Genomic DNA, 24,403 nt, shown 5'->3' with positions numbered 1-24,403 from the left:
TCTAATTCATCACAATCTAGTATTGACTCTTTATTTAAAGCTTTCATCTTTTTCCTCGATTTCTTTTAATTTCTTTGCGATTGCGGCAATCACAGGAACGGTTACACTATTACCAGCTTGTTTATAGAGCTGACTATTACTAGAGACTTTTCTAGCAGCTTCAAAAGCCCAATCAGGAAACCCTTGCAAGCGAAAACACTCTTTAGGAGTGATTCGTCGAATTCTCAGACGGTAAAATTGTCCATCTATTAAAACACCAGCTACATGATAAACTTGTTTATCTTCTCCTTCATAGCTAGCCACTACTACTCCCATTTGTCCACTAGTTGTTAACGTATTCGCTATACCTTTTCCAACTCTACCTCGACGATACAGAGAACTTGGTCTTTCCAAATTGATTGAATCTCCTATTTCTGCTTGAGCATATCCTTTTTTCGTTGCCTCTCGGACTTTTAGAAATTGGATTGGTTCTGGAATCAGTATTTTGGGGATTTTATCTCCACCTTGCATCGTAGTAAGTGTTGGAGATAGCCCCTCACTTCCATAGACGCGACCAGTTTCCTTAAAGCTAGTTGGTAAATCTCCAACAACGACAATACCATGGCGATCCTGAGTATTTAAAGTAAACATTGGCTCTTGATTATCCTTGAAACGTCTACCATTTTGTCTCTTTTCTAATCTGTCTGGTGTCATACAAGGAACCGCAACTTTAAATCCTTCTCCTTTTCCACTAACTAAAGTTGGCGCAAGACCTTCTGAATAATACACTTTACCGCTCATTCCACTTCTTGATGGATTCAAATTCCCTAGTGTTTTTAAAGTCTCAGAGTTAGTTGCTTGACCTTCTCGTCTGAAAGGAAATAAGAGTCTGGTACCTTTCTTTCTAGAATGTCCGATAATAAACACCCTCTCTCTGTTTTGGGGAACGCCAAAATCCTTACTGTTAAGCACCTGCCACTCAACATCAAACCCCAACTCATCAAGTGTGGTAAGGATTGTGGTGAACGTCCGTCCCTTATCGTGATTGAGTAGGCCTTTAACATTTTCAAGAAAAAGAAAACGTGGTTGGATTTGTTTGGCCGCCCGAGCAATTTCAAAGAACAAAGTTCCTCTAGTATCTTCAAATCCCAATCGTCTTCCTGCGATTGAAAATGCTTGACAAGGGAATCCCCCACAGATGACATCGACTTTCCCTCTAAGCTTTTTAAATTCGTCATCTGAAACATCTCGTATGTCATGAAATTCTGTTTCTCCTTTCGTTTGAAAAATGGATTTATAAGATTCTCTAGCAAACTTATCAATCTCACAAAATCCAATACACTCGTGTCCGACACTTTCCATTCCAAGTCGAAAGCCACCGATACCTGAAAATAAATCAATAAATCTCATTTCTTTATCCCCCCTTCCTGATCGACTATCAATGTCCAAAGTGTCACTCCACTTGAAATTAAAATAAGAATGACTAATACCCACTCGATTGGCGACATTTTAACCACCTCCTTTTCTAACACGGTTATTCCAAACGGAATATAAACCGTTAAACACAAATTCAGCCAAAACTTCTGCTCGTCTAACAAAGCGAACATTGTCAAGAGCATATTGATAGATTCTCTCAAAATCAGTCATAGCTATATCACTGGCTGTTTCAGAAAAACCCTCTCGTCTAAATTGATCTTGTACCAATCCCCAAATATAATCTCGATCATATTTTGTGACCTTTTCTACTTTTCTTCTCAAGATAGGATGAATATTCCTCTCCTCCTCATCCTCAATAAGTAAAGAATCAGTCTCACTATATTTAGTCTCACTAACTTCAGTCTCACTAGGGGCTAAATGTGAGACGGGGGCCGTATCATTTTCATCCTGCCCTAGTCTTTTTTTAACACTAGGCCTGTTTGAATTAGCTACTGGGGTAGAAGATAATTCCCCTAAATAAATCTTATTAGCTAGTCTCCCTTTCTCACTTGAAGACTGTTGAACTTCATCAATTAAGTCATATTCTTTAAGAGTCTTTTTGATGGACAGTAATTTTGACTTCGAACAACCTAACAGCCTCATCAGTTTAGAATTAGAAAATACTAAATAGACCGCGCCTTCCTCATCTATCCAACCACGACTGAGAGATAATTCTAAACGATCCTTTAAAATAGAATAAGCCACCTTTACTTCTAGTTTCATATCCATATATTTTTCATCCTCAAAAAGAATTTTAGGTAATTTATAATACCGTTCTGAAGTTTGGTATTGATTTGCGGTTATTCGTTTCATAGCGCTCCTCCAAGTTCTTTGAGTATTAAATCTCCACTTGATTCCAATCGAACCAAGCCACTTTTTTCTAATTCAGCCATAAGAGAGATGGCTTCAACAATGTCAATTCTCATTTCACGTACTAAAAATGAAATGACAATATAGCGTGATGATTGTAATTCTTTTGTCATTTTCCCTCCTGAAAATAAAAAAAGGAGAACAATATACAATTGTTCTCTCTTTAGATAAATATTTATTGTTGTATTCATTTTTCCGATGCGCAAACGACATCTACAAATACATATACATCTATGTGTCTTTTTAGGACTTTTTTGACGTCAAAATTGCCTTTATCTACAAAGACAAAATGCTTGTAAAACAGCTTAAAATCAAGGATTTTCACCCTTTTTTTCGTTGTAGCAACACTACACACTCTACGTGATGCGTCTGAGGAAATAGGTCAACCGGCTGTACTTTCTTCAATTCATAGCCCAATTCTTGATAAAGTTTGATATCACGCGCCATGGTTGCGACATTACATGAGATATAGGCGATGCGGTTAGCTCCTGTTTGGGTACTAGCTTTGATAAAGCTCTCGGTGAGTCCTTTTCTTGGTGGGTCCACTAGGATAAGACTTGGTTGAATTCCTTCCTTGAGCCAATTCTTCATGGCATTTTCAGCAGTATCACATACATAGTGGGCGTTTGAAATATTGTTCAGCTGAGCATTCTTTTTGCTATTCTCAACCGCTTCTGGAATCACTTCGACACCATAGACTTTCTTGACATGTTTTGCAACAGAGAGGCCAATCGTCCCAATACCAGAATAGGCATCAATGACCACATCATCTTCTTTTAATTCAGCAAAGTCGATAGCTGTTTGATAAAGTTTTTCAGCCATTTCAGTATTGACTTGGTAAAAAGCTGGTCCAGCGATTTGGTAGTCATTTCCCAACATCTGGTCAGTGATAAAGTCTTGTCCATAAAGTGTGCGCCATTCCTTACCAAAAATAGCATTGGTGTTCTGATCGTTGATATTCTGCATGACAGATACAATCTCTGGAAACTGCTTGATGAGTTGTTCAATCAATTGTTCCACACGAAAAATCTTCGGACGAGTTGTTACTAAAATGACCATAATTTGTCCTGAATAGTGTCCGCGACGTACCACAAGATTACGAATCAAGCCAGATTGTTCCTTTTCATCATAAGGTTTCAGGTCATAACGACGGAGCAAGTCGCGTAGGGCTACTACTACCTCGTCAATCACGGAATCTTGGATAAAGAAATCTTCTAGAGGCATGAGGTCATGGGAATTCTTACGGAAAAAGCCTGTTTCCAAGACACCATTCACTCGACGAACAGGAACCTGCGCCTTATTGCGGTACTTGACTGGATTTTTCATACCCAAAGTTTCAGCAACCTCTATATCATCAATTCCAGCAATCTTGTAGAGACTATCCTTAACTTGCTTGGTTTTAAACTTGAGCTGTTCTGGGTAGGCAAGATGACCTAAATCCGCGATTCCTGAACGCAGGTAAGCCAAATCTAGATCTTGATTACGGTGTGGTGACTGGACAAGGTATTCTTCCACTTTCCCAAAACCAATCTTTTTATTAACCTTGAGAACTCGCATGAGAATTTTTTCACTCGGTAATGCATTCTCAACAAAAAATACCAAGCCATCTACCTTGGCAACTCCTGCCCCTTCATGGGTCAAGTCAACAATTTCAACTTCTACAATATCATTTTTCTTTAACATTCTCTTCTCTTTCTATTGGCCGACAAAAAAGACGGCAACGTTACGGTTACCATCTATTATACCATGAAATTTCTTAAGAACCAAAACTCTTGAAGAAGTTGACAATGGCTTGCCAGAGGGAGCTTAAGAAGTTACCACCGTCCTCTAGCGCCTTATCAGCATCAAAGTTAAGGTTGATATTTTTAAAACTGTCGCCAGCTTGTGAAACAATACTTTGTTTCAGGTCATTCAAGGTTTTAGTGAAGTCTGTATTGCTGAGGATATCACTCTTTGAGAGATTCAAAGCAAAATTGATGATGATATTGATCTGGTTTCCTGTTATAACCTGATCAAGTTTGTAATTTTTCAAGGTATCTTCAACAATTTTACGAACATCTTCCTCTGTCAGATTTCCCTTGCTTTCTTTAGCTTTGGCGAGTCCTGACTTGATATCGGCTAGGGCAACGTTTAATTTATTAGCATCATAGCCAGTTTTGTCCTTGTTTTCAGCATTAATATCTGACAAAGCCTTCAACTCTTCTTGAGCCAAATCTTTATTGGCTTGCGGTACCTTGGCTCCATTAGCCTCTAGCGAATAGTAAATCCCGGCTAAGGCACTCTCACCTGTAACTGGAATAGGTGCTGCTACAGTGATTTTTGCGTGTTCCACACCCAAAGTTACGGCCGCATTGCGGTACATATCCTGCGTCACCTTAGTGATGTTTTCTGGTGTTTCAATCTTGACCTCAAGTGGCGACTTGTCACCTAGTTTTTGAATCTTGGCTGATGAATACAACTGTAAGCTAGAGTCATTGGCAACATTCATAATCTTAGAATAGACATCAGGTGTCATGGTCTTGAGTTCTTTGGTGTCTGTTGAGGCATTGTAGCCTAGCTTTTTAAGGGTTTGATTTTTTTGATCTTCAGACAATGATGAACCTAGGACATATTCAGGTTGGACATAGGTTTCATCGATAACTTTTTGAACATCTGTTGCTGCATGGGCGCTATTCATAGCTGTTACTGCCCACAAGACCGCAGCACTAGTCAGAAAGAGTTTCTTTCTCATAGGGATTTTCCTCCTTTACCTTTCTAGAGTAATATATCTATCTTAAAGAAAACTTATAACAAAAACACCTGGTCTAGCCAGATGTTGAAAAGAGAGTGAAACATTTGATGATGTAAAGGTTGAGTTGCACCTGTCTAGAATAATAATAGTTTCCTCCATTTACATAGAGTTCAGCACCGTGAAAAACGGAAATGGGGTGAATGTAACTATAAGTCTTTCCAGTGGTATTACCAAGCAAGGGGGCAACAGTCTCACGAGAATACTGTTTAGCCAGTGCTAGGGTGTTTTCCTTGCCATTTTGGGCAATAAAATCGATATAGGCAGGTCCAAAATTATAGGCTTGGACAGCTGTCCAGACATCTACCCCCTTCTTCTGGGCCAGATAGAGATTGTCTGTCAGAGTTTGAACGCCTTGGCGAATGCTAGAGGCATTATCATTGATGGTGTTGGTGGAACCACTTGCAGACTCACTAGACTGCATAACATCGCCTTCTTTTCCTTTTGTTTCAGTATAAATCATAGCGAGCACAAGCTCTTCGTTTGCTGGGGTGTCTTTTTCACTCAAGATTTCTCGCACCATGGGTTGATAGGTCATGACTTGCTTGACATCCTGGTGAACGCGGTAAGCTTTATAGCCAGCAAAAAGGAAGACTGCTAGTACAAGCACTCTTCGAATTCGTTTAAACATTATTTACTTTGGATATCCTCGATATTTTTGATTAAGATAGAATAGGTTCCATTGTCGTTTTGGATAAACTCAACAGACTCTGCATCTTGATAGACGTTATTGGGAACGATGAGCTCAATTCCATTTGACAAGGAAAGTTTTTGGTTTTCAAATTTTTTAAGCTGACGACTGGCATCAATTTCATCAAATTGAACAGGCTCTGGTACAGCTTCCTTGACTTGATCAATAAAGCTCAAACGAGCCGTCAGATTGTTGTCAAAAAGGTCGTTAGCCAATTTCTCAGGAGATAATTCATTGCTTTCTTCTAAGTTATTGAAAATCGCTGATTTGACCTTAGATTGAAATTGAAAATCATCTGTATTAAAAGATTCAGCAATCCTCTGAGCTGTTTTTTCCAGTTCTTTGATAGATTTCTTAGGAGAAATCTTAGGAGCGACAGCAAGAAGATTATCTGAAAAATAGTTCAAAAAAGTCCCATTGTACTTGATTCGTTTTTCAATCAGATGGTACTTGCGACTCTGAAGATTGACCACCAAGGCCTCGTCAGCTCCTGTTCCAAATCCAGGCAGGTTATTCTGAGTTAGCTTGATTGGATTATCAACTTCTCCTCCGAGGTGGGTCAAGGTCTCCCGCAGAGCAATTCGCAAGAAAGCGAAATGTTCTACACCTTCTTTAGAAAATTGCACAAAAATCAAGTCATTGGTCTTGAGATTTTCTGAAATGCCGAACTCCTCTTTCCAGAGATTAGCCAGTGTTACTGATGTCTCCAACAAATCGTCTGTGATGTGATTGAAGAAGGGATTTTCTTCTTCGAAAATCCCAGTCTTGGCTTCATCTGAATACACACGTTCAATTTTTTTGCGCAGGTATTCTTCGATTTTTGGAGTGATATTGAGAAACTTATCCGCTAGAAACAGCTCGGTATCATCCGGGCTGAACTGATGGATAATAGCTTTCTTAATATAAATGTCCATAAAAGTTTTAGTCCTCGTATAATGGGAAGGCATCTGTCAATTCTTTTACTGCACTTCTCACTTCTTCTAAGACAGCCTCATTTTCTGCATTTTTAAGTGTTTTAATGATGAGTTCAGCTACTTTGCGACTTTCTTCTTCACCAAACCCACGTGCAGTAATGGCTGCTGCTCCGATACGAATTCCACTTGTCTTGAATGGTGACAAGGTTTCGTAAGGAATTGAGTTTTTATTTAGGGTAATATTGACTTCATCCAGCAAGTTTTGAGCAACTTTTCCGTTTTCAACAACCTTAGTCACATCGACTAAGAAGAGGTGGTTTTCAGTTCCTCCAGAAATGATACGGAAATCAGGATCTTGCAAGAAGACATCTGCCATAGCCTTGCTGTTTTTGATAACATTTGCAGCATATTCCTTGAAGGCCGGATCTAAGACTTCTTTGAAGGAAACTGCCTTAGCAGCAACAACATGCTCTAAAGGACCGCCCTGAATACCAGGGAAAATGGCTGAGTTGATTTTCTTAGCTAAGTCTTCATCATTGGTCAAAATCAAACCACCACGTGGTCCACGAAGGGTTTTGTGGGTTGTGGTTGTTGTGATATGAGCGTATGGAACTGGACTTGGATGAAGACCAGCAGCAACCAAACCAGCGATATGGGCCATGTCTACCATGAGCTTCGCCCCAACAGCATCCGCAATTTCACGGAATTTTGAAAAGTCGATAATTTGAGAATAGGCTGAAGCACCTGCTACGATTAGTTTAGGTTTTACTTCTTGGGCTTGCTTCAAAATTGCATCAAAGTCCAAGAATTCCGTTTCAGGATCTACACTATAAGAAACAAAGTTGTAGGTTTGACCTGAGAAGCTGACAGGAGCTCCATGGGTCAAGTGTCCACCAGCAGCCAAATCCATCCCCATAACCGTATCACCTGGCTCAATCAAGGCCATGTAAGCTGCACAGTTAGCTTGGCTTCCTGAGTGTGGTTGGACATTAGCAAATTTAGCACCGAAAATTTCTTTAGCGCGTTCAATGGCTAGAGTTTCTACAACGTCTACCACATCCGTTCCACCATAATAACGACGTCCTGGGTAGCCTTCGGCGTATTTATTCGTCAAGATAGACCCTTGAGCTGCCATAACAGCCTTGGAAACGACGTTTTCCGAAGCAATCAACTCGATATTGTTTTGTTGGCGTTCTTCTTCTTTTGCAATAGCATTCCAGAGATCAGCATCATATGCTTTAAAATCATCTTTGTCAAAAATCATAGGTCTTCTCCTTTATAATGTGACAGGTCATTTAGTTTAAGAAAATAAACTAAAGGATGCGAATAAACCGTTTCTGCATTTTATCACAAGTATAACCAACTTTTTCATAAAATGCATGAGCACCCAGACGATGATCGGCAGAATTTAAGCGGATAAACCCATAACCACGTCTTTTTGCTTCGTCTTCCAACCCTTGCAGTAAGCATTTACCGATACCTTGCCCTTGTGCTTGAGGAGAAACTGCTAAGGCTAAGATATTAAATCCTGCTTTAGAATAAAGGGATTCATAAACCACAGCGTGGACATATCCCAGCAAGACATGGCTGGCTGCATCCTCATAACCAAGAAGGAAATGATGGGAATCTTGAGATAATCTAGCTAATTGACTAGCTGTTTCCTCTGGACTAAAAGAATAACCCAAAGCCTCTTGGTTGATGTCACATATAGCTTTCACATCTGTTTCTTGTAAATCTCTTAGCATCTCATTCCTCCTCAAAAGAAATCTCTGGCAACTGAGCAAGAATATCCTCTCGCTTAATGGCCCCTTGGCGTAAGATTTTCACCTTGTCTCCAGACAAGTCCAAAATAGTTGAATCCTGTCCAGTTAGAAAAGCATCGTCTTCCAGCCCCAGAACCTCTTGGTCAAAATCCTCTAGAATCTGACTAAAGGTCACTCCACTTGCCTGACCTGAGATATTAGCAGACGGCCCAATCAAGGGACCTGTCTCTCGAATCAAATCAAGTGTGATAGGGTGACTGGGCATCCGAAATCCAACAGTTGCAAGACCAGAATTAACCCAATAGGGAACTCTGTCATTAGCTTCGAGAATAATGGTCAAGGGACCTGGTAAAAAAGTCTCTACAAGTTTTTGAAGATAGGTTGGCTGATTCTTAGAAAAGTGCAATATGTCCTCTAGAGAGGCGATATTGAGGTTAAGAGCCTTGTCTCTTGGACGACGTTTGAGCTGGTAAACATGGTCAACTGCTTTTTCGTCTAGAGCTTTAGCAAAAAGACCATAAACTGTCTCAGTAGGCAGAACAACAGCCCCACCCTTTTCCAATTCTTGTCTAATCCTGTCCATCATCAACTACAACCATCCTATCTTGACCAAATTGGTCTTTTAGTGTTCGTACTCTCTTTTCAGGAAGATGCTTCCTAAAAAGTTCAGGAACACTTTGACCTTGCTTGTATCCAATTTCAAGGTAAATCTTACCACCATCTTTGAGATAGTCTTTTGCATCTTCCGCAATTTTACGGTAAATAGCTAAACCATCCTCATCTGCAAAGAGAGCTAGGTGAGGCTCTGAATGCAAAACATTCAAACCTACCTCTGACTCATCTTCACGAGAGATATAGGGTGGATTGGATACAATTATATCATATTTTTCAGAAATTTCTGCAAAACAATCAGATTTTTTAAAAAATATATTAATTTTTTGATTTTTAGCATTTTCGCTAGCTATTTCTAAAGCCTCTTGAGAAATATCCGCTGCTGTCACTGACCAAGCCGGTCTGTTTTTTGCTAAGGCGAGAGCAATAGCTCCACTACCTGTACCTATATCCAAAATTGATAGATTCATCTCAGGATTTTCAGCCAAGATAAGCTCCACCAACTCCTCTGTCTCTGGACGAGGAATCAAAACCCGCTCATCAACTGTTAACTGCATACCAAAGAAATCTGCCTGTCCGATGATATACTGTGCCGGTTTATGAGCTACTAACTGTTGGAAAATTCCTTTTACAAATACTTCTTCCTCTTCCGTCACTTCCTGCTGAAGAGCAAAAACAAAGTCAGTAAAAGAAAGATTTTTCAGGCTACGATAGACAAAAGAGAGGCTTTCAGCTTCCTCTCCTTGTCTTATCAATTCTTCTTCAAAATCTGAAAATAATTGAGCTAATTTCATTATTTGTTTAATTCTTCTAATTTTTGTGTTTGGTCATAAAGAACCAAGGCATCCACAACTTCGTCCAATTTACCAGATAAAATGGTATCTAGTTTTTGGAGGGTTAGGCCGATACGGTGGTCTGTGACACGGTTTTGTGGGAAGTTATAAGTACGAATCCGTTCTGAACGGTCACCAGTACCGATTGTCGACTTACGCTCAGCGTCTTGTTCATCCTGAGCAATTTGTGCAAAGTGGTCAGCAACACGCGCACGGATGATTTTCATGGCCTTCTCACGGTTTTTCTGCTGGGTACGTTCTTCCTGCATCTCAACCTTGATATTGGTTGGCAAGTGAACAATACGAACGGCAGTCGCAACCTTATTGACGTTCTGTCCACCAGCACCAGAGGCGTGATAGATATCAACACGAAGATCTTTTGGATCAAGATCGTATTCAACTTCTTCCACTTCAGGCATAACAAGCACTGTCGCTGTCGAAGTATGAACACGGCCTTGACTCTCTGTTACAGGGACACGTTGCACACGGTGGGCACCTGATTCATACTTGAGTTTAGAGTATACAGATTGACCCGAAACCATAGCAACCACTTCTTTGAAACCACCAACACCGTTCATAGAAGCTTCCATAACTTCAAAGCGCCATCCTTGAGCTTCCGCATACTTTTGGTACATAGTTAAAAGGTCTCCAGCGAAAAGTGCTGCTTCATCACCACCAGCTGCTCCACGGATTTCTAGGATGATATTCTTGTCATCGTTTGGATCTTTAGGAAGGAGCAAGATTTTCAGTTTTTCTTCGTATTCTTCTTTTTCAGCCTTGGCATCTTTGAGTTCTTGCTTGGCCATTTCTTCCAAGTCAGCGTCTCCACCTGATTCCTTAATCATCTCTTCAGCATCAACGATGTTTTGCAGGACTTGTTTGTACTCACGGTAGGCTGTTACTGTATCACGAGTTGAAGCCTCTTCTTTTGAAAGCTCCATAAAACGTTTGGTGTCTGAAACGACATCAGGGTCACTGAGCAATTCTCCTAATTCTTCATAACGGTCTTCTACAGCTTGTAGTTGATCATAGATGTTCATTTTTCTTCATTCTCCTTATTGATTTCAGGTGCGAAATAATGTTTACGGCAAACCGAGATATAGGTTTCATTGCCACCAATCTGAATCTGCTCACCATCATAAACGGGCAGTCCATCCTGTGTACGCAAAACCATAGTCGCCTTTTTCTTACAATACTGACAAATGGTCTTGATTTCGTCAATCTTGTCTGCTAAGAGCAAGAGATACTTGGAACCTTCGAACAGTTCATTGCGAAAGTCATTTTTCAAACCAAAGGCCATGACGGGTATGTCTAGCTCGTCCACAACACGAGCTAGGTCGTAAACATGGTGACGTTTGAGAAACTGAGCCTCATCAACCAATACACAGTAAGGGTTTTCTGGTAGGTCTCGGATATAGCCAAAGATATCCGTCGTTTCCTCAATCGCAATGGCAGGGCGTTTCATGCCAATTCGACTCGACACATAACCAACACCGTCACGCGTATCCAGAGCCGAGGTCATAATGACAACACCTTTTCCTTGCTCCTCATAGTTATAGGCCACCTTGAGAATCTCAATCGTCTTACCAGAGTTCATGGTCCCATAACGATAATACAACTGTGCCATGTTTCTTGCTTCACGTCCATTTCTAAATTTTTGCTACATTCTAGTATATCATAATTTTCTTAAGCTTTAAACGGCAAAATGTGGTAAAATAGAAGAAATCAAAAACTAGTGGAGGAAGCTATTATGCCATTTGTACGCATCGATTTATTTGAAGGACGCACGCTCGAGCAAAAGAAGACTCTTGCTAAGGAAGTAACAGAAGCTGTCGTTCGCAACACTGGAGCACCTCAATCTGCTGTCCATGTCATCATCAACGACATGCCAGAAGGAACTTACTTCCCTCAAGGTGAAATGCGCACCAAATAATTTAGCTTAAGCAGAATTGCTTAGGCTTTTTCAATCTCCAAGTAGCATCCATTGAAGAAATAGTCCAAATTTGTTACAATTTGAAAAGAGACTTGGAAAAATTTCCAAGAAAAGAGCTATTAATTAAAGGAAACATTATGATTACACGTGAATTTGATACCATCGCTGCTATCTCTACTCCACTAGGCGAAGGGGCTATCGGTATTGTCCGTCTGAGCGGAACAGAAAGTTTTGCTATTGCACAAAAGATTTTTAAAGGAAAAGACTTGAGCAAGGTTACTAGCCACACTCTCAACTACGGTCACATTGTTGATCCTCTGACTGGTAAAGTCATGGACGAGGTCATGGTGGGAGCCATGAAATCTCCAAAAACCTTCACTCGTGAAGATATTATCGAGATTAACACCCACGGTGGGATTGCAGTGACCAATGAAATTCTCCAGCTAGCTATCCGTGAAGGAGCTCGATTGGCTGAACCTGGTGAATTTACTAAACGTGCCTTTTTAAACGGTCGTGTAGACTTGACACAGGCTGAGGCAGTGATGGATATCATCCGTGCTAAGACTGACAAGGCCATGAACATTGCAGTTAAGCAATTAGACGGCTCCCTTTCTGACCTGATTAACAATACCCGTCAAGAAATCCTCAATACACTTGCCCAAGTCGAGGTCAATATTGATTATCCTGAGTACGACGATGTTGAGGAAGCCACTACTGCTGTTGTCCGTGAGAAGACTATGGAGTTTGAGCAATTGCTAACTAATCTCCTTAGGACAGCCCGTCGCGGTAAAATCCTTCGTGAAGGAATTTCCACAGCAATCATCGGCCGTCCCAATGTTGGGAAATCCAGCCTTCTCAACAACCTCTTGCGTGAGGACAAGGCTATCGTCACAGATATTGCTGGTACAACCCGTGATGTCATTGAAGAATACGTCAACATCAACGGTGTTCCTCTAAAATTGATTGACACAGCTGGTATTCGTGAAACGGATGATATCGTCGAACAAATCGGTGTTGAGCGTTCGAAAAAAGCCCTCAAGGAAGCTGACTTGGTACTACTTGTATTAAATGCTAGTGAACCACTGACCGCCCAAGATCGCCAACTCTTAGAAATCAGTCAGGATACCAACCGTATTATTCTGCTTAATAAAACCGACCTGCCTGAAGCGATTGAAACTTCGGAACTACCTGAAGACGTTATTCGTATTTCAGTCCTTAAAAACCAAAACATCGATAAGATTGAAGAGAGAATCAACAACCTCTTCTTTGAAAATGCTGGTTTGGTTGAGCAAGATGCTACCTACTTGTCAAATGCCCGTCATATTTCCTTGATTGAGAAGGCTGTTGAAAGCCTACAAGCTGTTAATGAAGGTCTTGAACTGGGGATGCCTGTTGATTTGCTTCAAGTTGATTTGACTCGTACTTGGGAAATCCTCGGAGAAATCACTGGAGATGCTGCTCCTGATGAACTCATTACCCAACTCTTTAGTCAATTCTGTTTAGGAAAATAAGAAATCCATGATCGTTCATTCGGTCATGGATTTTATTGTCTTTATTAGTAATCTGGTCTTAAGACACCTGTTACAGTTGCCTTAGTCGCTTCGTAGTCGCCATCTACGACAACCTTGATAATGCGTTTGGCATCTTCCTCTGGTGCTGGAACTAGAGGTAGACGAGTTGGTCCAACTTCAAATCCCATGTAGTTAAGAACGGCCTTGACAGGAGCAGGACTTGGATAAGAGAAGAGGGCATTGACCTTAGGAATGAATTTACGCTGAATAGCTGCGGCTTTTTTCATATCGCTTTCTGCAATTGCAGTGAACATCTCGTGCATCTCATCCCCATTTGTATGAGAGGCAACAGAAATAACCCCATCCGCACCAAGGTTCATGGCATGGAAAGCATCTCCATCCTCACCCGTATAAATCAAGAATTCTTCAGGCTTGTGCTCAATCAAGTAAGCCATATTAGCCAAGCTAGTACATTCTTTGACACCGATAATATTTGGATGGTCAGCCAAGCGAAGCATGGTTTCTGGAGTTAATTCTACAACTACACGCCCTGGAATGTTATAGATAATAATTGGTAGGTTAGAAGCATCCGCAATCGCCTTAAAGTGCTGATACATTCCTTCTTGAGAAGGTTTGTTGTAGTAAGGTACAATAGCAAGCCCAGCAGCAAAACCACCAAATTCCGCAACTTCTTTGACAAACTCAATAGAGTCACGCGTATCATTGGTACCCACACCCGCAATCAAAGGAACACGTCCATTGACAACTTTTTGTACAGCCGCAAAGAGCTCCAACTCTTCATCGTGAGTCAATGTCGGACTCTCAGCAGTGGTACCTGCGAGAAGAATTCCATCCGTATGATGCGCCAACAGATGCTCAATCAAGGCTGGAATGGCATCAAAGTTGATGGAACCATCCTCGTGGAAGGGAGTAATAAAGGCTGTGATGATTTTACACTCTTTTAAATCCTGATAAGACATGAGAAACACCTCTCTATTTCAAAGAAGGAGTTCATCTGAACTCCTAAACGATATGACTATTTTAATTCAAATTTCAATTCGGCCGTTGGACGAACCAATCCACGTTCGTGAAGAGTTTCTGCAATCTGAACTGAGTTCCAAGCAGCACCTTTGAGCAGGTTGTCCGAAACAACCCACATGTGGATTCCTTTTTCAGCATCCAAGTCTTTACGGATACGACCAACAAAGGTATCACGTGAACCCACTGCATTGATGGCTTGCGGATAAATTTGATGAGCTACATCATCTTCGAGAACAGCACCTGGGAAGGCTGAGATAGCTGCTTTTACTTCTTCGATTGGAGCCACTTCTTTTGTTTCGATGTAAACAGACTCAGAGTGAGCTGACAATACTGGAATACGCACACATGTTGCAGATACTGCAATGCTGTCATCTTCCATAATTTTCTTAGTTTCCTTAGTCATCTTCATCTCTTCGTAAGTGTAATCATTGTCAGTGAAGACATCAATTTGTGGAAGAGCATTGAAGGCGATAGGATAATGTTTCTTGTCACCGCCTGAAGGCAAGATTTCCGCATGCAAATCACGTGGAGTTACACCATCATTCAAAACTTCACGAAGTTCACGTTGTGTCTCAAGAATTGCTCCCATACCAGCACCTGAAACTGCTTGGTAAGTTGAAACAATGATACGGTCCAATCCCCATTTTTGGCGAACTGGCTCAAGAGCCACCATCATTTGGATTGTTGAACAGTTAGGGCAGGCAATAATCCCGTTGTGGGCATCAAGTGCATGAGCATTGACCTCTGGAACAACCAAAGGAACATCTGGATTTTGACGGAAGTAAGATGTATTATCTACTACTACCGCACCAGCTTTAACTGCGTATGGTGCATATTTAGCTGATGTAGAACCACCTGCTGAAAAGAGAGCAATGTCAACTCCCTCAAAAGCTGTTTCAGTTGTTTCTTCAATCGTAATATCTTGATCTTTAAATTTCAAAGTCTTGCCTGCTGAACGTGCAGAAGCAAGTAAACGAATTTTATCGATTGGAAGTGTTGATTCTTCCAACATTTTTATCATCTGAGCTCCGACAGCACCTGTCGCGCCGACTACAGCAACTGTATATCCCATAAATAACCTCTTTCGGAATTTTCTAAAAATTTCTATAATAGATGTATTATACTACTTTTTCCATGAATTGCAAAGCTTTTTCATCATTTTTTAGAAAATAAAAATCCCCAGTCGCTAGACCAGGGACTAAGAGGCATCTTCATGTGATGAGCAGGTTCACACAACTCATCAAGGTCCGCTCCTGCGTTATGACCTCCTTATGCTCAATAGTAGTCCGAAGACTACCTATCGACTCATCGCATCTTCTATTCTACTAAAGAGAATGACTTTTGTCAACAGACGAAACTCTTTATGCTCTTCGAAAATCTCTTCAAACTTCGTCAGCGTCGCCTTACCGTAGGTATGGTTACTGACTTCATCAGTTTCATCTACAACCTCAAAAACATGTTTTGAGCTGACTTCGTCAGTCTTATCTACAACCTCAAAGCAGTGCTTTGAGCAATCTGCGGCTAGCTTCCTAGTTTGCTTTTTGATTATCATTGAGTGTTAGTTTCATTTACACAGCTGAATAAGAAATATCCTTGAAAAATTTGGGGTAGACATAACAAAAACCCCTGTAAATCAAGGGCTTTTCTGTCTACTTTATGCTAATTGCCGGGATTGAACCGGCGACCTCATCCTTACCATGGATGCGCTCTGCCAACTGAGCTAAATCAGCTTACTTAAAAAGTATACTATAGTTAGAAAATCTTGTCAAGTTTCCCTAGAAATTTTCCATAAGAAAAAGCCAGGTAAGAGCTACCTAGCTTATCTTCTTCTATTTGCTTAAATCGATTCGACGACCAATTTTACCGATAATAATCGCTCCAATAATCAATGAGGCAAATTCACCAATCCCTGTTGTAAACCAAGTAAGGAAAAATGGTAATTGCGCTACGATATTCAACTCGGCAGCGATAGTAAACATAGAAATTGAAAAGAGGATTGAGAAGAAGAAATGATCTTTTCGAATCAAACCGTTAAAAAGATAATCCTTGCTGTATTTTGCAAAAAGCCAAACACCTAGACTGAGGAATACTAAGGTTGATCCACCACCAACAAAGACATCTAGCGGTCCGAAGCTAAAGAAATTAGCAATCATACAACCGATAGTAACTGCGATGATGTACTTAGGATTGTAAAAAGCCATAAAGTTCATCATTTCTGAAATACGAAACTGATAAGCACCATAGCTGATGGCATTTAGGGGTGGTGTGACAGTTAAAACGACATAGATAGCAGCAACGATTGCAATATCTGCTACATCACGAATGGTTAATTTTTTCATCTTTTCTCCTTTGGCGGTTTCCCGCGTATAATATGCTTGGTGAAAGAAGCTAAGCACCAAGGGTTGCTTGAATCAACCTTACTAGTATAGCACAATAGCCTGCTTTATGCTATACTAAAAGCATGAAAAAACGCATTCAAAGTCTCTTCGTGAATGAGCTCTTAGCCTATCTTTTTTTTGGTATAGCTACTACTCTTGTCTCCATTCTATCTAGATTAGTCATTTATCAACTAACTCATAGAGAACTCCTTGCTACTGGACTAGCAAATAGTATCGGTATCCTATTTGCATTTATTACAAATGATAGGCTTGTCTTTAAGCAAGCTAGAGATAATTGGTCAATTCGTTTAGTAAAATTTACTATAGCACGTCTTTCTACTTTTCTTTTAGACTTGTTTTTAGCTTTTCTCTTTGTAACTCAGTTTCCTAATATTATCGGGCAATTTGTAAATTATAATATTAATAAGGTGAATAGTATTGAAACAGTTATTGCACAATTCTTAATAATTATCCTCAATTACATTTTTAGTAAGGTATTTATTTTTAAAAAATAAGAAAAATTTTAAACATATAGCTTGCAAGAACTTCTTAATTAATATATAATTAAGTGTAAAAATTTTTTGAAAGGAAATTATGAAAATGTTAAAAGATCTTAAAGCATTCTTGCTTCGTGGTAATGTTGTTGACCTTGCTGTCGGTGTGATCATTGCCACTGCTTTTGGTGCAATCGTTACATCACTTGTTAACGATATCATCACTCCACTTATTTTGAATCCAGCCTTGGAAGCTGCGAAAGTACAAAACATCGCTGAGCTTGCTTGGAATGGTGTTACATATGGTAAATTCTTGAGCGCTGTTATCAACTTCCTAGTTATCGGTACTGTTCTCTTCTTTGTAATCAAAGGTATTGAAAAAGCTCAAAGTCTTACTAAGAAAGAAGCTGCTGAGGAAGCTCCAGCTGGTCCAACTGAGTTGGAAGTACTTCAAGAAATCAAAGCCCTTCTTGAGAAAAAATAATCAATTAAAAGGATCTAGCACAAAGCTAAATCCTTTTTTCTTTACTCTTTCGGTAACTTACCTGCTTTCTCAAGCATTTTCTTAATAAGATAAGGCATCTTAACATTTTCCCGACCTTTTTTCTCAATCAGTTTTTTCACAAACTCCGGCATTTGTAAATCTTGAGATTCGGCCAAGATATTTTTAGTCTCGTCTGAAGGAACTAACTCATCAAAGGTTTCTTCTTCTGGGAGAAATTCCTTAAACTCTTGATGTTCATTGGCTCTGACTGTATTGATCAAGGCATCAATCAAGCGAGAATCCGTATTTGGCATTGGTGGTCGATGGTAGTTCACACCCAATTCTTGACACAAGTCATAACATTCCACATCGTTGTCAAACAAGACCTCAATATGCTCACTGATGAAACTAATAGGTACAAAAATATAATGGTCTGGATGTTCTGTCTGTTCTCTGAGATACTCCAAAACATCTGGCTTAATCCATGGAATACCAATATCACTTTCACTCTGCCAAGTGTTGGTATATTGCTCGGAACTCAAACCTAGTTTTTCAGCGACTAGCTTGCTATTTTCAAAAATTTGATCGATATAAGGATCGCCAAAATCCAAGGCAAAAATGGGTACACTATGGGCTGAAAAGATGACTTTAAAGCTATCCTGCTTCACTTCATCTTTTAAAATCTTAGCAATTTCATCTGCCCAATAGTTTAGCAAGGCCTCTTCTTGATACCAGTCCTTAATGACCAAAAACTGAATTTGCTTGCTTTCTAAAAATTTCTCATAACCCATGACAGAGTAAAAAGAATAATGAGGCTCCAAAATCAAACAAATACATTGCTCGATTCCGTCTGCTTCCATCTGACCAATCACGTCTGGGATAAAGGGTCTAGAAAACTTATTGGCAAAATAGACACTATATTCATTTCCTAGCCTAGCTTCTACCAAGGCAACCTCTTCACGCGTAATTCTTTGCAGAGGCGTGCCTCCAATTCGTACATAATTATCATAGAGAGTTTGAATCTCATGGTCTTGAGGTCTCACTCCACGACGAATATTTGTGAAAAAATCAGCCACACCTTCAAAGGTAATCTCTTCTGGTGAACCGAAAGTCATCATTAAAATTGCTTTTTTCATAATCGCTTCCTTGTGATATTTTTATCAAGTTTATTTTATCATTTATCCATTAATAAGTAAACGCCAACATAGCGAATTTCTCTAACTTCTGTCTTTTGTTTTTCTTTTCTTTCTATGATACAATGGAAAAAATGAATTCAAAAGGAGTTTTTTATGACTTACCCCAATCTCTTGGACCGCTTCTTGACCTACGTTAAGGTCAACACGCGCTCTGATGAACACTCTACTACTACTCCAAGTACACAGAGTCAGGTTGATTTCGCAACCAATGTTCTTATCCCTGAAATGAAACGTGTCGGACTGCAAAACGTCTACTACCTTCCAAATGGTTTTGCGATTGGTACCTTGCCAGCCAATGATCCGTCTTTAACACGTAAAATTGGCTTCATCTCCCATATGGATACTGCTGACTTTAATGCCGAAGGAGTCAATCCACAGCTAATTGAAAACTACGATGGTGGTGTGATTAAACTTGGAAATTCTGGTTTCAAACTCGATCCAGCTGACTTTAAGAGTCTTGAGAAATATCCAGGACAAACACTCATCACAACAGATGGAACAACCTTGCTAGGAGCTGATGACAAGTCAGGAATTGCTGAGATTATGACTGCCATTGAATATCTGACTGCCCATCCTGAAATCAAGCACTGTGAGATTCGTGTTGGTTTTGGTCCAGATGAAGAAATCGGTGTTGGTGCTAATAAATTTGATGCAGAAGATTTTGATGTTGATTTTGCCTACACAGTTGATGGTGGGCCACTAGGTGAGCTTCAGTACGAGACCTTTTCAGCAGCGGGTGCTGAATTGCATTTTCAAGGACGCAATGTCCACCCTGGTACTGCCAAAGGTCAGATGGTCAACGCCCTTCAGCTAGCAATTGATTTTCATAATCAACTTCCAGAGAATGACCGACCCGAGTTAACAGAAGGTTACCAAGGATTCTACCACCTAATGGATGTGACAGGTAGTGTCGAAGAGGCGCGTGCAAGCTACATCATTCGTGATTTTGAAAAAGATGCCTTTGAAGCTCGTAAAGCAACAATGCAGTCTATCACTGATAAGATGAATCAAGAACTTGGTAGCGACCGTGTCACCCTAAACTTGACAGACCAGTACTACAATATGAAAGAAGTCATTGAAAAAGATATGACTCCAATTACCATTGCCAAAGCAGTTATGGAAGATTTGGGGATTACTCCTATAATCGAACCAATCCGTGGAGGGACAGACGGCTCTAAAATCTCCTTTATGGGAATCCCAACTCCCAATATCTTTGCAGGAGGAGAAAATATGCATGGACGTTTTGAATACGTCAGCCTTCAGACTATGGAACGTGCAGTTGATACCATCATTGGTATCGTAGCTTATAAAGACTAAAAAGACGAGGTAGCTTAGCTACTTCGCCTTTCTTTTTATTCTGCTGGTTTTTCTTGATTTCCAGTACTTGTTGTAGATTCTGTTGTTTCCTTTTCTGAAGATGATTCAGCAGGTTTAGAATCTGTTGTGTTGCTTGGTTTGTTTTCGTCGCTTGCAGTTTCACTATTTGATTCTGCAGTTGCTAATGTTTCAGTTTCGGTACTTGTCTTGTCACCATTTGCCTCAGCATTTGTTGCTGGAGTTGCTTCTTCACTCGCACTTGATTTTGACTTGATTTCTTGATTCAAGACTAGGATAGCTTTTGTCAATTCAAGTAAAGCGGCTTTATCCTTACTCTTAGCAGAAAGTTGATCTAGTAATGCATCCACCTTATCAAAGTCGGCATCAGAACCCTTATTGTTTTCTAAGTATGCGTGAAGCGACATAAGAATATCGTAGAGTTTTTGATAAAGTACAAGTGTCTGAGGATCTTGCTCTGCATTTTCCTTCTCTTGTTGAAGGGCGCTAGCGATACGAGTCAAGACATCTTTTACCTGGCTGTTTACTTCATCCAAGTCTGCATCAACCTTGTTTGTAGCAGCTTTGAGATTTTCTACTTCTTCTGCCAAGGATTGTCTGATTCCTTCTTCTTGGATTTGTTCCAAGAGTTGATGTGCCTTGCTCAAGAGGCTTTCTACCTCTTCCTTGCTAACATGATTGACATGTTCTTCAGGCATAAAGTCTCCGTACAATTCTTTCAAGAAGCCATAAATAGCTGTCTTGGCAGTTTGGTTATCTACTTTTTCAGTATCTAGAACTGTTTTCGTTGATTTCGCAGTAGTTGGTTGAGCTTTCAAAGCTTCTTCCACTTCTTGTTTTGCTTGATAGATACTTGGGAATAATCTGTTCAATTCTGCTGCCTTAAGGAAGGATTGAGATTGATACAAGGTCCAAGTCAACTGAGCCACTTTGTTTCGAAGTTCATCATTTAAACGACCGTCATTTACGTGTTCGTAGAAATACTTGATGTATTCTACAGTTGTAACACCTGTTCGATCATTAAAATCTTGAAGAGCTTGAAGTTGTGATTCAACCGCTGCTAAAGCAGCCTCATCTTTTGCCAATTTAGCTTCTTGAAGTCGAACAAGAAGGTCTTTCTTAGGAAGTCCATAAGAGTCTGTATCCAGTGTATTTATTTTATCAATCAAGGCTTGATATTTCTTATCTAAAGCACTTGTTTCAGTAGGTTTAACACTTTCATCAATATGAATATATTGCTTATCAAAGAGATCAAGTGTCGCAAGATAACCTGCTGTAGAGTTAGTTGCCAGTTTCTTCATGTTCTCAGTAAACTGACCTAAGGCTAACTCAATCTGTCTTTGTTCGATAGGCTTGTCTTTGTAGATGCTTCTGCTATCAGCTAGAAGTTGATCTACTTTTGCCAAAACTGCCTTTTCATCAAAAGCTCCAGGTTGGTAGTTAGATTGAAGAGCTGGAATTTTATTTTTCAAAGCCACTTCATAGCCCTTAGTTTGCACCTTGATGTAGTGATTGTGGTCACCATGAGGAATCACAAAACTACCATTTTCTACCTGTAAACTATAAGGAGACACACCATCTCGCAAAGCAGTGGTATAAAGTTCATTTAGGAAATCAAGTTCTGGATTTCCAGTTTGGAGCGGAATTCGAACGTGTTCCCTACGAACAGCATAGGGATGGATATGAGTTGGATCGTAGGCTTGGTCTGGATTTCCAAAGACAAAGAATCCGTTTGAAATTCTAATCGCTTCAAGTGGAACTCCGTATGTTTTAGAAATATAAGCAATCTTTTCTTCATCGCTAGCATCTCTTGAGAAAGACTCTACCGTTTTAGCAAGAGGTTTTACAGGCTCCGCATCATGATGTGTTTTCAAATGATCCTGAGCTGCCTTAATTTGCTCTGCTGTCAAATCTTTCTTGAAGAAGTAATGATTGTGGTCACCATGACTCATGACAAAGCCTTGTTCATCCTCACTGATGACACGATTAGCATCAAAACCGTGATCATGGTCTTTATCATGTTTGTGGCCATGATTATCGTTATCGTGTTCATCATCATGGGCTGGGCTTGGTGTTACTGTCGTTTTACCTCTCAAATGATCCTGCGCGGCCTTAATTTGGTCAGCTGTCAAATCTTTCTTGAAGAAGTAATGATTATGGTCTCCGTGACTCATGACAAAGCCTGCCGCATCTTCACTGATGACACGATTAGCATCAAAACCGTGATCATGGTCTTCATCATGTTTGTGGCCATGATTATCGTTATCGTGTTCATCATCATGGGCTGGACTCGGTACTGATGGTTTTTTACCTTTCAGATGATCTTGAGCGGCCTTAATTTGGTCTGCTGTCAAATCTTTCTTAAAGAAATAATGATTGTGATCACCATGGGTCATGATAAAGCCTTGATCATCCTCACTGATGACACGATTGGCATCAAAACCATGATCATGGTCTTCATCATGATGAGCGTCATGTCCATGTTCTTCATGCTTAGGGGCCTGACTTCCATGGTCACCGTCTTTCTCATGATGATGGTTTTGCTGAGTAGGTTTTTCTGCTGGTTTGCTTGGATTCTCCAATGGTGTTGGTTTCACACTGTCACTAGTTAGAGGAATCATTCTCGCAATCTTTTCTTCTAATGCAGAAAGCTTTGCATAGGGAATGAAATGATAGTGATTTCCATGAGGAATCGCTACACCACTCGGTGTCCTGCTTAAAATCTTAGCAGGATCAAAAGTCAAACCATCCGATTCAGCATATCGTTGAGTACTTGGAAGAGCATAGAGCTGCTGTAATAGACTTTGAAGACTCTCGGCTTTATTACTTGGTATTTCAGCCTGTTGAATAGGCTTGGTAGTTTGACCAGTCCCATTTGTACTTGGACGATAGTCAGTCACACTCGCTTGTTTTCTAGTTCCAGAGAGATAGGCTTGTGCTGCAGCCAATTCACTAGCAGACAAGGAACTCTTTGGAATGTAGTGGTAATGTCCTCCGTGAGGGACGATATAAGCATCACCAGTATCCTCTATAATATCAGATGCATTAAAGATGTAGCCATCATCAGTAGTATAGCGACCTTGAGATTGAGCAAGCGCCACTGCACTATTAGATGTTGGTGCATCGTGAGTATGACCTTGTTTTTGGCGTTCAATTTCGTCCTTCGAACGAACGTTATCCGCATGTGCCACATCCTTAAGGTAAACATAATACTTACCATCTACCTTGATAATGTAACCACCTTTGACTTCGTTGACAATATCAGCGTCTTTAAGTTGATAATTGGCATCTTTCATCAAAAGTTCTTCACTGAAAATCGCATCAAAAGGAACTTTCCCATTATAATAATGGAAATGATCACCGTGTGAAGTCACATAACCTTGATCGGTGATTTTCACAACAATTTGTTCAGCCTGGATATCTTCTTTTTTGCTAACTTGCTCTGGTGTTTGTGTCTCTGTTTTTTGAGTGTCTTGTTTCCCATCGACATAAGATACACGATTCGTATCTTTATTCTCTCCTGTCTGATGTTGATTCAATGCATAAATACAAAGACTTAAAGAAAGGACGACAGCTGCACCAGCAGCAAGTTTCTTCTTATTTATTTTCATAATCTCCTCATTTCAATTCTTCTGCTAAAATACTCATATTGTCTTCTAGGTTTTCTAGATAAGTCTTATCATTTTGTGGGTCTGCCTCTAAAGGATTCAGAGTTTTAAGCCCCACACCTGTTGATTTGACAAGAGTTTCAGCTACTTTTGAAGAAGCGTTACTTTCTGTAAAAATCGTTTTAACCTTATAGGTTTTTACAAATTCCTGAATTTCTGTTAGTTGTCGTGGACTTGGTTCTTGTTCAGGAGAGATGCCTGCAATACCAAGTTGATTAAGTCCAAATCTCTTCGCTAGATAAGAAAAGGCCGTATGTTGTGTTACAAAGGTTTTCTGAGTCGCTTTTTCAAATTTAGGCTGGAATTTCTTAGTCAATTCTTGAGCTTTTTTGATAAAGGCTTGCGCATTTTTTTGATAAGTTTCTTTGTGTTCACTATCAACCTCTGAAAGTTTATCAGCTATAATTTGGGCTTCTTCGCCAGCTTTTTCAGGATCT

General features: G+C 40.0%; 24 protein-coding genes, 1 tRNA gene, 1 pseudogene and 1 riboswitch. Of the genes and pseudogenes, 5 read left to right on the top strand and 21 right to left on the bottom strand.

Annotated elements, in window-relative coordinates:
* Window positions 1-30: 30 nt before the first annotated feature.
* The 13 genes from dcm to D8855_RS09490 form a co-directional block, all read right to left on the bottom strand.
* Complete coding sequence (dcm, locus tag D8855_RS09550) at window positions 31-1,389, bottom strand: DNA (cytosine-5-)-methyltransferase (RefSeq protein WP_125417135.1); 1,359 nt, start codon at window positions 1,387-1,389, stop codon at window positions 31-33.
* 99 nt (window positions 1,390-1,488) lie between these two features.
* A complete protein-coding gene (locus D8855_RS09545) occupies window positions 1,489-2,268 on the bottom strand; it encodes a replication initiator protein A (protein WP_125417134.1) in 780 nt (259 codons plus the stop codon).
* Entirely contained in the window at window positions 2,265-2,438 is a 174-nt protein-coding gene (locus D8855_RS09540; protein ID WP_000159609.1) for a hypothetical protein, read from the bottom strand. The genes D8855_RS09545 and D8855_RS09540 overlap by 4 nt, the downstream gene beginning before the upstream one ends.
* Window positions 2,439-2,646: 208 nt before the next feature.
* Window positions 2,647-4,008: a 23S rRNA (uracil(1939)-C(5))-methyltransferase RlmD gene (gene rlmD, locus D8855_RS09535; protein ID WP_125417133.1), complete on the bottom strand. Its 1,362-nt coding sequence runs from the start codon at window positions 4,006-4,008 to the stop codon at window positions 2,647-2,649.
* Window positions 4,009-4,081: 73 nt separating this feature from the next.
* Window positions 4,082-5,056, bottom strand: a complete 975-nt coding sequence (locus D8855_RS09530) for a DUF1002 domain-containing protein (protein WP_001227752.1) — start codon at window positions 5,054-5,056, stop codon at window positions 4,082-4,084.
* A 73-nt stretch (window positions 5,057-5,129) separates the two neighbouring features.
* Window positions 5,130-5,744, bottom strand: a complete 615-nt coding sequence (gene pmp23, locus D8855_RS09525; RefSeq protein ID WP_077805151.1) for a cell wall hydrolase Pmp23 — start codon at window positions 5,742-5,744, stop codon at window positions 5,130-5,132.
* Window positions 5,744-6,718: a nucleoid-associated protein gene (locus D8855_RS09520; RefSeq protein ID WP_004262417.1), complete on the bottom strand. Its 975-nt coding sequence runs from the start codon at window positions 6,716-6,718 to the stop codon at window positions 5,744-5,746. Before D8855_RS09520 ends, pmp23 begins: the two co-directional genes overlap by 1 nt.
* 7 nt (window positions 6,719-6,725) lie before the next feature.
* Entirely contained in the window at window positions 6,726-7,982 is a 1,257-nt protein-coding gene (gene glyA, locus D8855_RS09515) for a serine hydroxymethyltransferase (RefSeq protein WP_050242900.1), read from the bottom strand.
* Between the two features lie 49 nt (window positions 7,983-8,031).
* Complete coding sequence (locus D8855_RS09510) at window positions 8,032-8,463, bottom strand: GNAT family N-acetyltransferase (RefSeq protein WP_061864145.1); 432 nt, start codon at window positions 8,461-8,463, stop codon at window positions 8,032-8,034.
* A gap of 1 nt (window position 8,464) precedes the next feature.
* Entirely contained in the window at window positions 8,465-9,067 is a 603-nt protein-coding gene (locus D8855_RS09505; RefSeq protein WP_125417131.1) for an L-threonylcarbamoyladenylate synthase, read from the bottom strand.
* On the bottom strand, window positions 9,051-9,887 hold the full coding sequence (gene prmC / locus D8855_RS09500; RefSeq protein WP_061864147.1) for a peptide chain release factor N(5)-glutamine methyltransferase: 837 nt from the start codon (window positions 9,885-9,887) through the stop codon (window positions 9,051-9,053). Before prmC ends, D8855_RS09505 begins: the two co-directional genes overlap by 17 nt.
* Window positions 9,887-10,966, bottom strand: a complete 1,080-nt coding sequence (prfA, locus tag D8855_RS09495) for a peptide chain release factor 1 (RefSeq protein WP_061864148.1) — start codon at window positions 10,964-10,966, stop codon at window positions 9,887-9,889. Before prfA ends, prmC begins: the two co-directional genes overlap by 1 nt.
* Complete coding sequence (locus tag D8855_RS09490) at window positions 10,963-11,553, bottom strand: thymidine kinase (protein WP_061864149.1); 591 nt, start codon at window positions 11,551-11,553, stop codon at window positions 10,963-10,965. The genes prfA and D8855_RS09490 overlap by 4 nt, the downstream gene beginning before the upstream one ends.
* 123 nt (window positions 11,554-11,676) lie before the next feature.
* Between D8855_RS09490 and D8855_RS09485 the strand changes: the two genes are divergently transcribed.
* A complete protein-coding gene (locus D8855_RS09485) occupies window positions 11,677-11,859 on the top strand; it encodes a 4-oxalocrotonate tautomerase (protein ID WP_125417130.1) in 183 nt (60 codons plus the stop codon).
* Window positions 11,860-11,996: 137 nt separating this feature from the next.
* A complete protein-coding gene (mnmE, locus tag D8855_RS09480) occupies window positions 11,997-13,370 on the top strand; it encodes a tRNA uridine-5-carboxymethylaminomethyl(34) synthesis GTPase MnmE (RefSeq protein WP_125417129.1) in 1,374 nt (457 codons plus the stop codon).
* A 44-nt stretch (window positions 13,371-13,414) separates the two neighbouring features.
* On the opposite strand, the gene dapA is transcribed toward mnmE, so the two are convergent.
* The 5 genes from dapA to D8855_RS09455 form a co-directional block, all read right to left on the bottom strand.
* A complete protein-coding gene (dapA, locus tag D8855_RS09475; RefSeq protein WP_024057785.1) occupies window positions 13,415-14,350 on the bottom strand; it encodes a 4-hydroxy-tetrahydrodipicolinate synthase in 936 nt (311 codons plus the stop codon).
* Between the two features lie 56 nt (window positions 14,351-14,406).
* Window positions 14,407-15,483, bottom strand: a complete 1,077-nt coding sequence (locus D8855_RS09470; RefSeq protein ID WP_004254313.1) for an aspartate-semialdehyde dehydrogenase — start codon at window positions 15,481-15,483, stop codon at window positions 14,407-14,409.
* Window positions 15,484-15,708: 225 nt separating this feature from the next.
* Entirely contained in the window at window positions 15,709-15,963 is a 255-nt protein-coding gene (locus D8855_RS09465) for a hypothetical protein (RefSeq protein ID WP_020901344.1), read from the bottom strand.
* 105 nt (window positions 15,964-16,068) lie between these two features.
* Window positions 16,069-16,141: transfer RNA gene (locus D8855_RS09460), tRNA-Thr, on the bottom strand.
* A gap of 99 nt (window positions 16,142-16,240) precedes the next feature.
* The gene (locus D8855_RS09455) at window positions 16,241-16,750 is read right to left on the bottom strand and encodes a QueT transporter family protein (RefSeq protein ID WP_049500058.1); all 510 of its coding nucleotides are present in this window, start codon (window positions 16,748-16,750) and stop codon (window positions 16,241-16,243) included.
* Window positions 16,748-16,844: riboswitch (PreQ1 riboswitch) on the bottom strand. It overlaps the preceding gene by 3 nt.
* 28 nt (window positions 16,845-16,872) lie before the next feature.
* Between D8855_RS09455 and D8855_RS09450 the strand changes: the two genes are divergently transcribed.
* Window positions 16,873-17,304: a GtrA family protein gene (locus D8855_RS09450; RefSeq protein WP_049487145.1), complete on the top strand. Its 432-nt coding sequence runs from the start codon at window positions 16,873-16,875 to the stop codon at window positions 17,302-17,304.
* 85 nt (window positions 17,305-17,389) lie between these two features.
* The gene (gene mscL / locus D8855_RS09445; protein ID WP_033687014.1) at window positions 17,390-17,767 is read left to right on the top strand and encodes a large conductance mechanosensitive channel protein MscL; all 378 of its coding nucleotides are present in this window, start codon (window positions 17,390-17,392) and stop codon (window positions 17,765-17,767) included.
* A gap of 41 nt (window positions 17,768-17,808) precedes the next feature.
* On the opposite strand, the gene hemH is transcribed toward mscL, so the two are convergent.
* A complete protein-coding gene (gene hemH, locus D8855_RS09440; protein WP_070527626.1) occupies window positions 17,809-18,903 on the bottom strand; it encodes a ferrochelatase in 1,095 nt (364 codons plus the stop codon).
* 153 nt (window positions 18,904-19,056) lie between these two features.
* On the opposite strand from hemH, the gene pepT reads away from it, so the two are divergent.
* Window positions 19,057-20,280 carry a peptidase T gene (gene pepT, locus D8855_RS09435; RefSeq protein ID WP_020901339.1) on the top strand — a complete coding sequence of 408 codons (1,224 nt, stop codon included), beginning with the start codon at window positions 19,057-19,059 and terminating at the stop codon, window positions 20,278-20,280.
* A gap of 35 nt (window positions 20,281-20,315) precedes the next feature.
* Here pepT and D8855_RS09430 read toward each other — a convergent pair whose 3' ends face one another.
* Window positions 20,316-23,909 carry a pneumococcal-type histidine triad protein gene (locus D8855_RS09430; RefSeq protein WP_125417128.1) on the bottom strand — a complete coding sequence of 1,198 codons (3,594 nt, stop codon included), beginning with the start codon at window positions 23,907-23,909 and terminating at the stop codon, window positions 20,316-20,318.
* 7 nt (window positions 23,910-23,916) lie between these two features.
* Window positions 23,917-24,403 (bottom strand): annotated as a pseudogene (gene adcAII, locus D8855_RS09425) (zinc-binding lipoprotein AdcAII); the annotation flags it as partial.

It is taken from the genome of Streptococcus mitis (genome assembly GCF_003942685.1).
In the GTDB taxonomy this organism is placed as follows: Bacteria; Bacillota; Bacilli; order Lactobacillales; family Streptococcaceae; genus Streptococcus; species Streptococcus mitis_CD.
The sequence above is the reverse complement of the archived record's forward strand: the minus strand, read 5'-3'. Positions and strand labels throughout refer to the sequence as shown.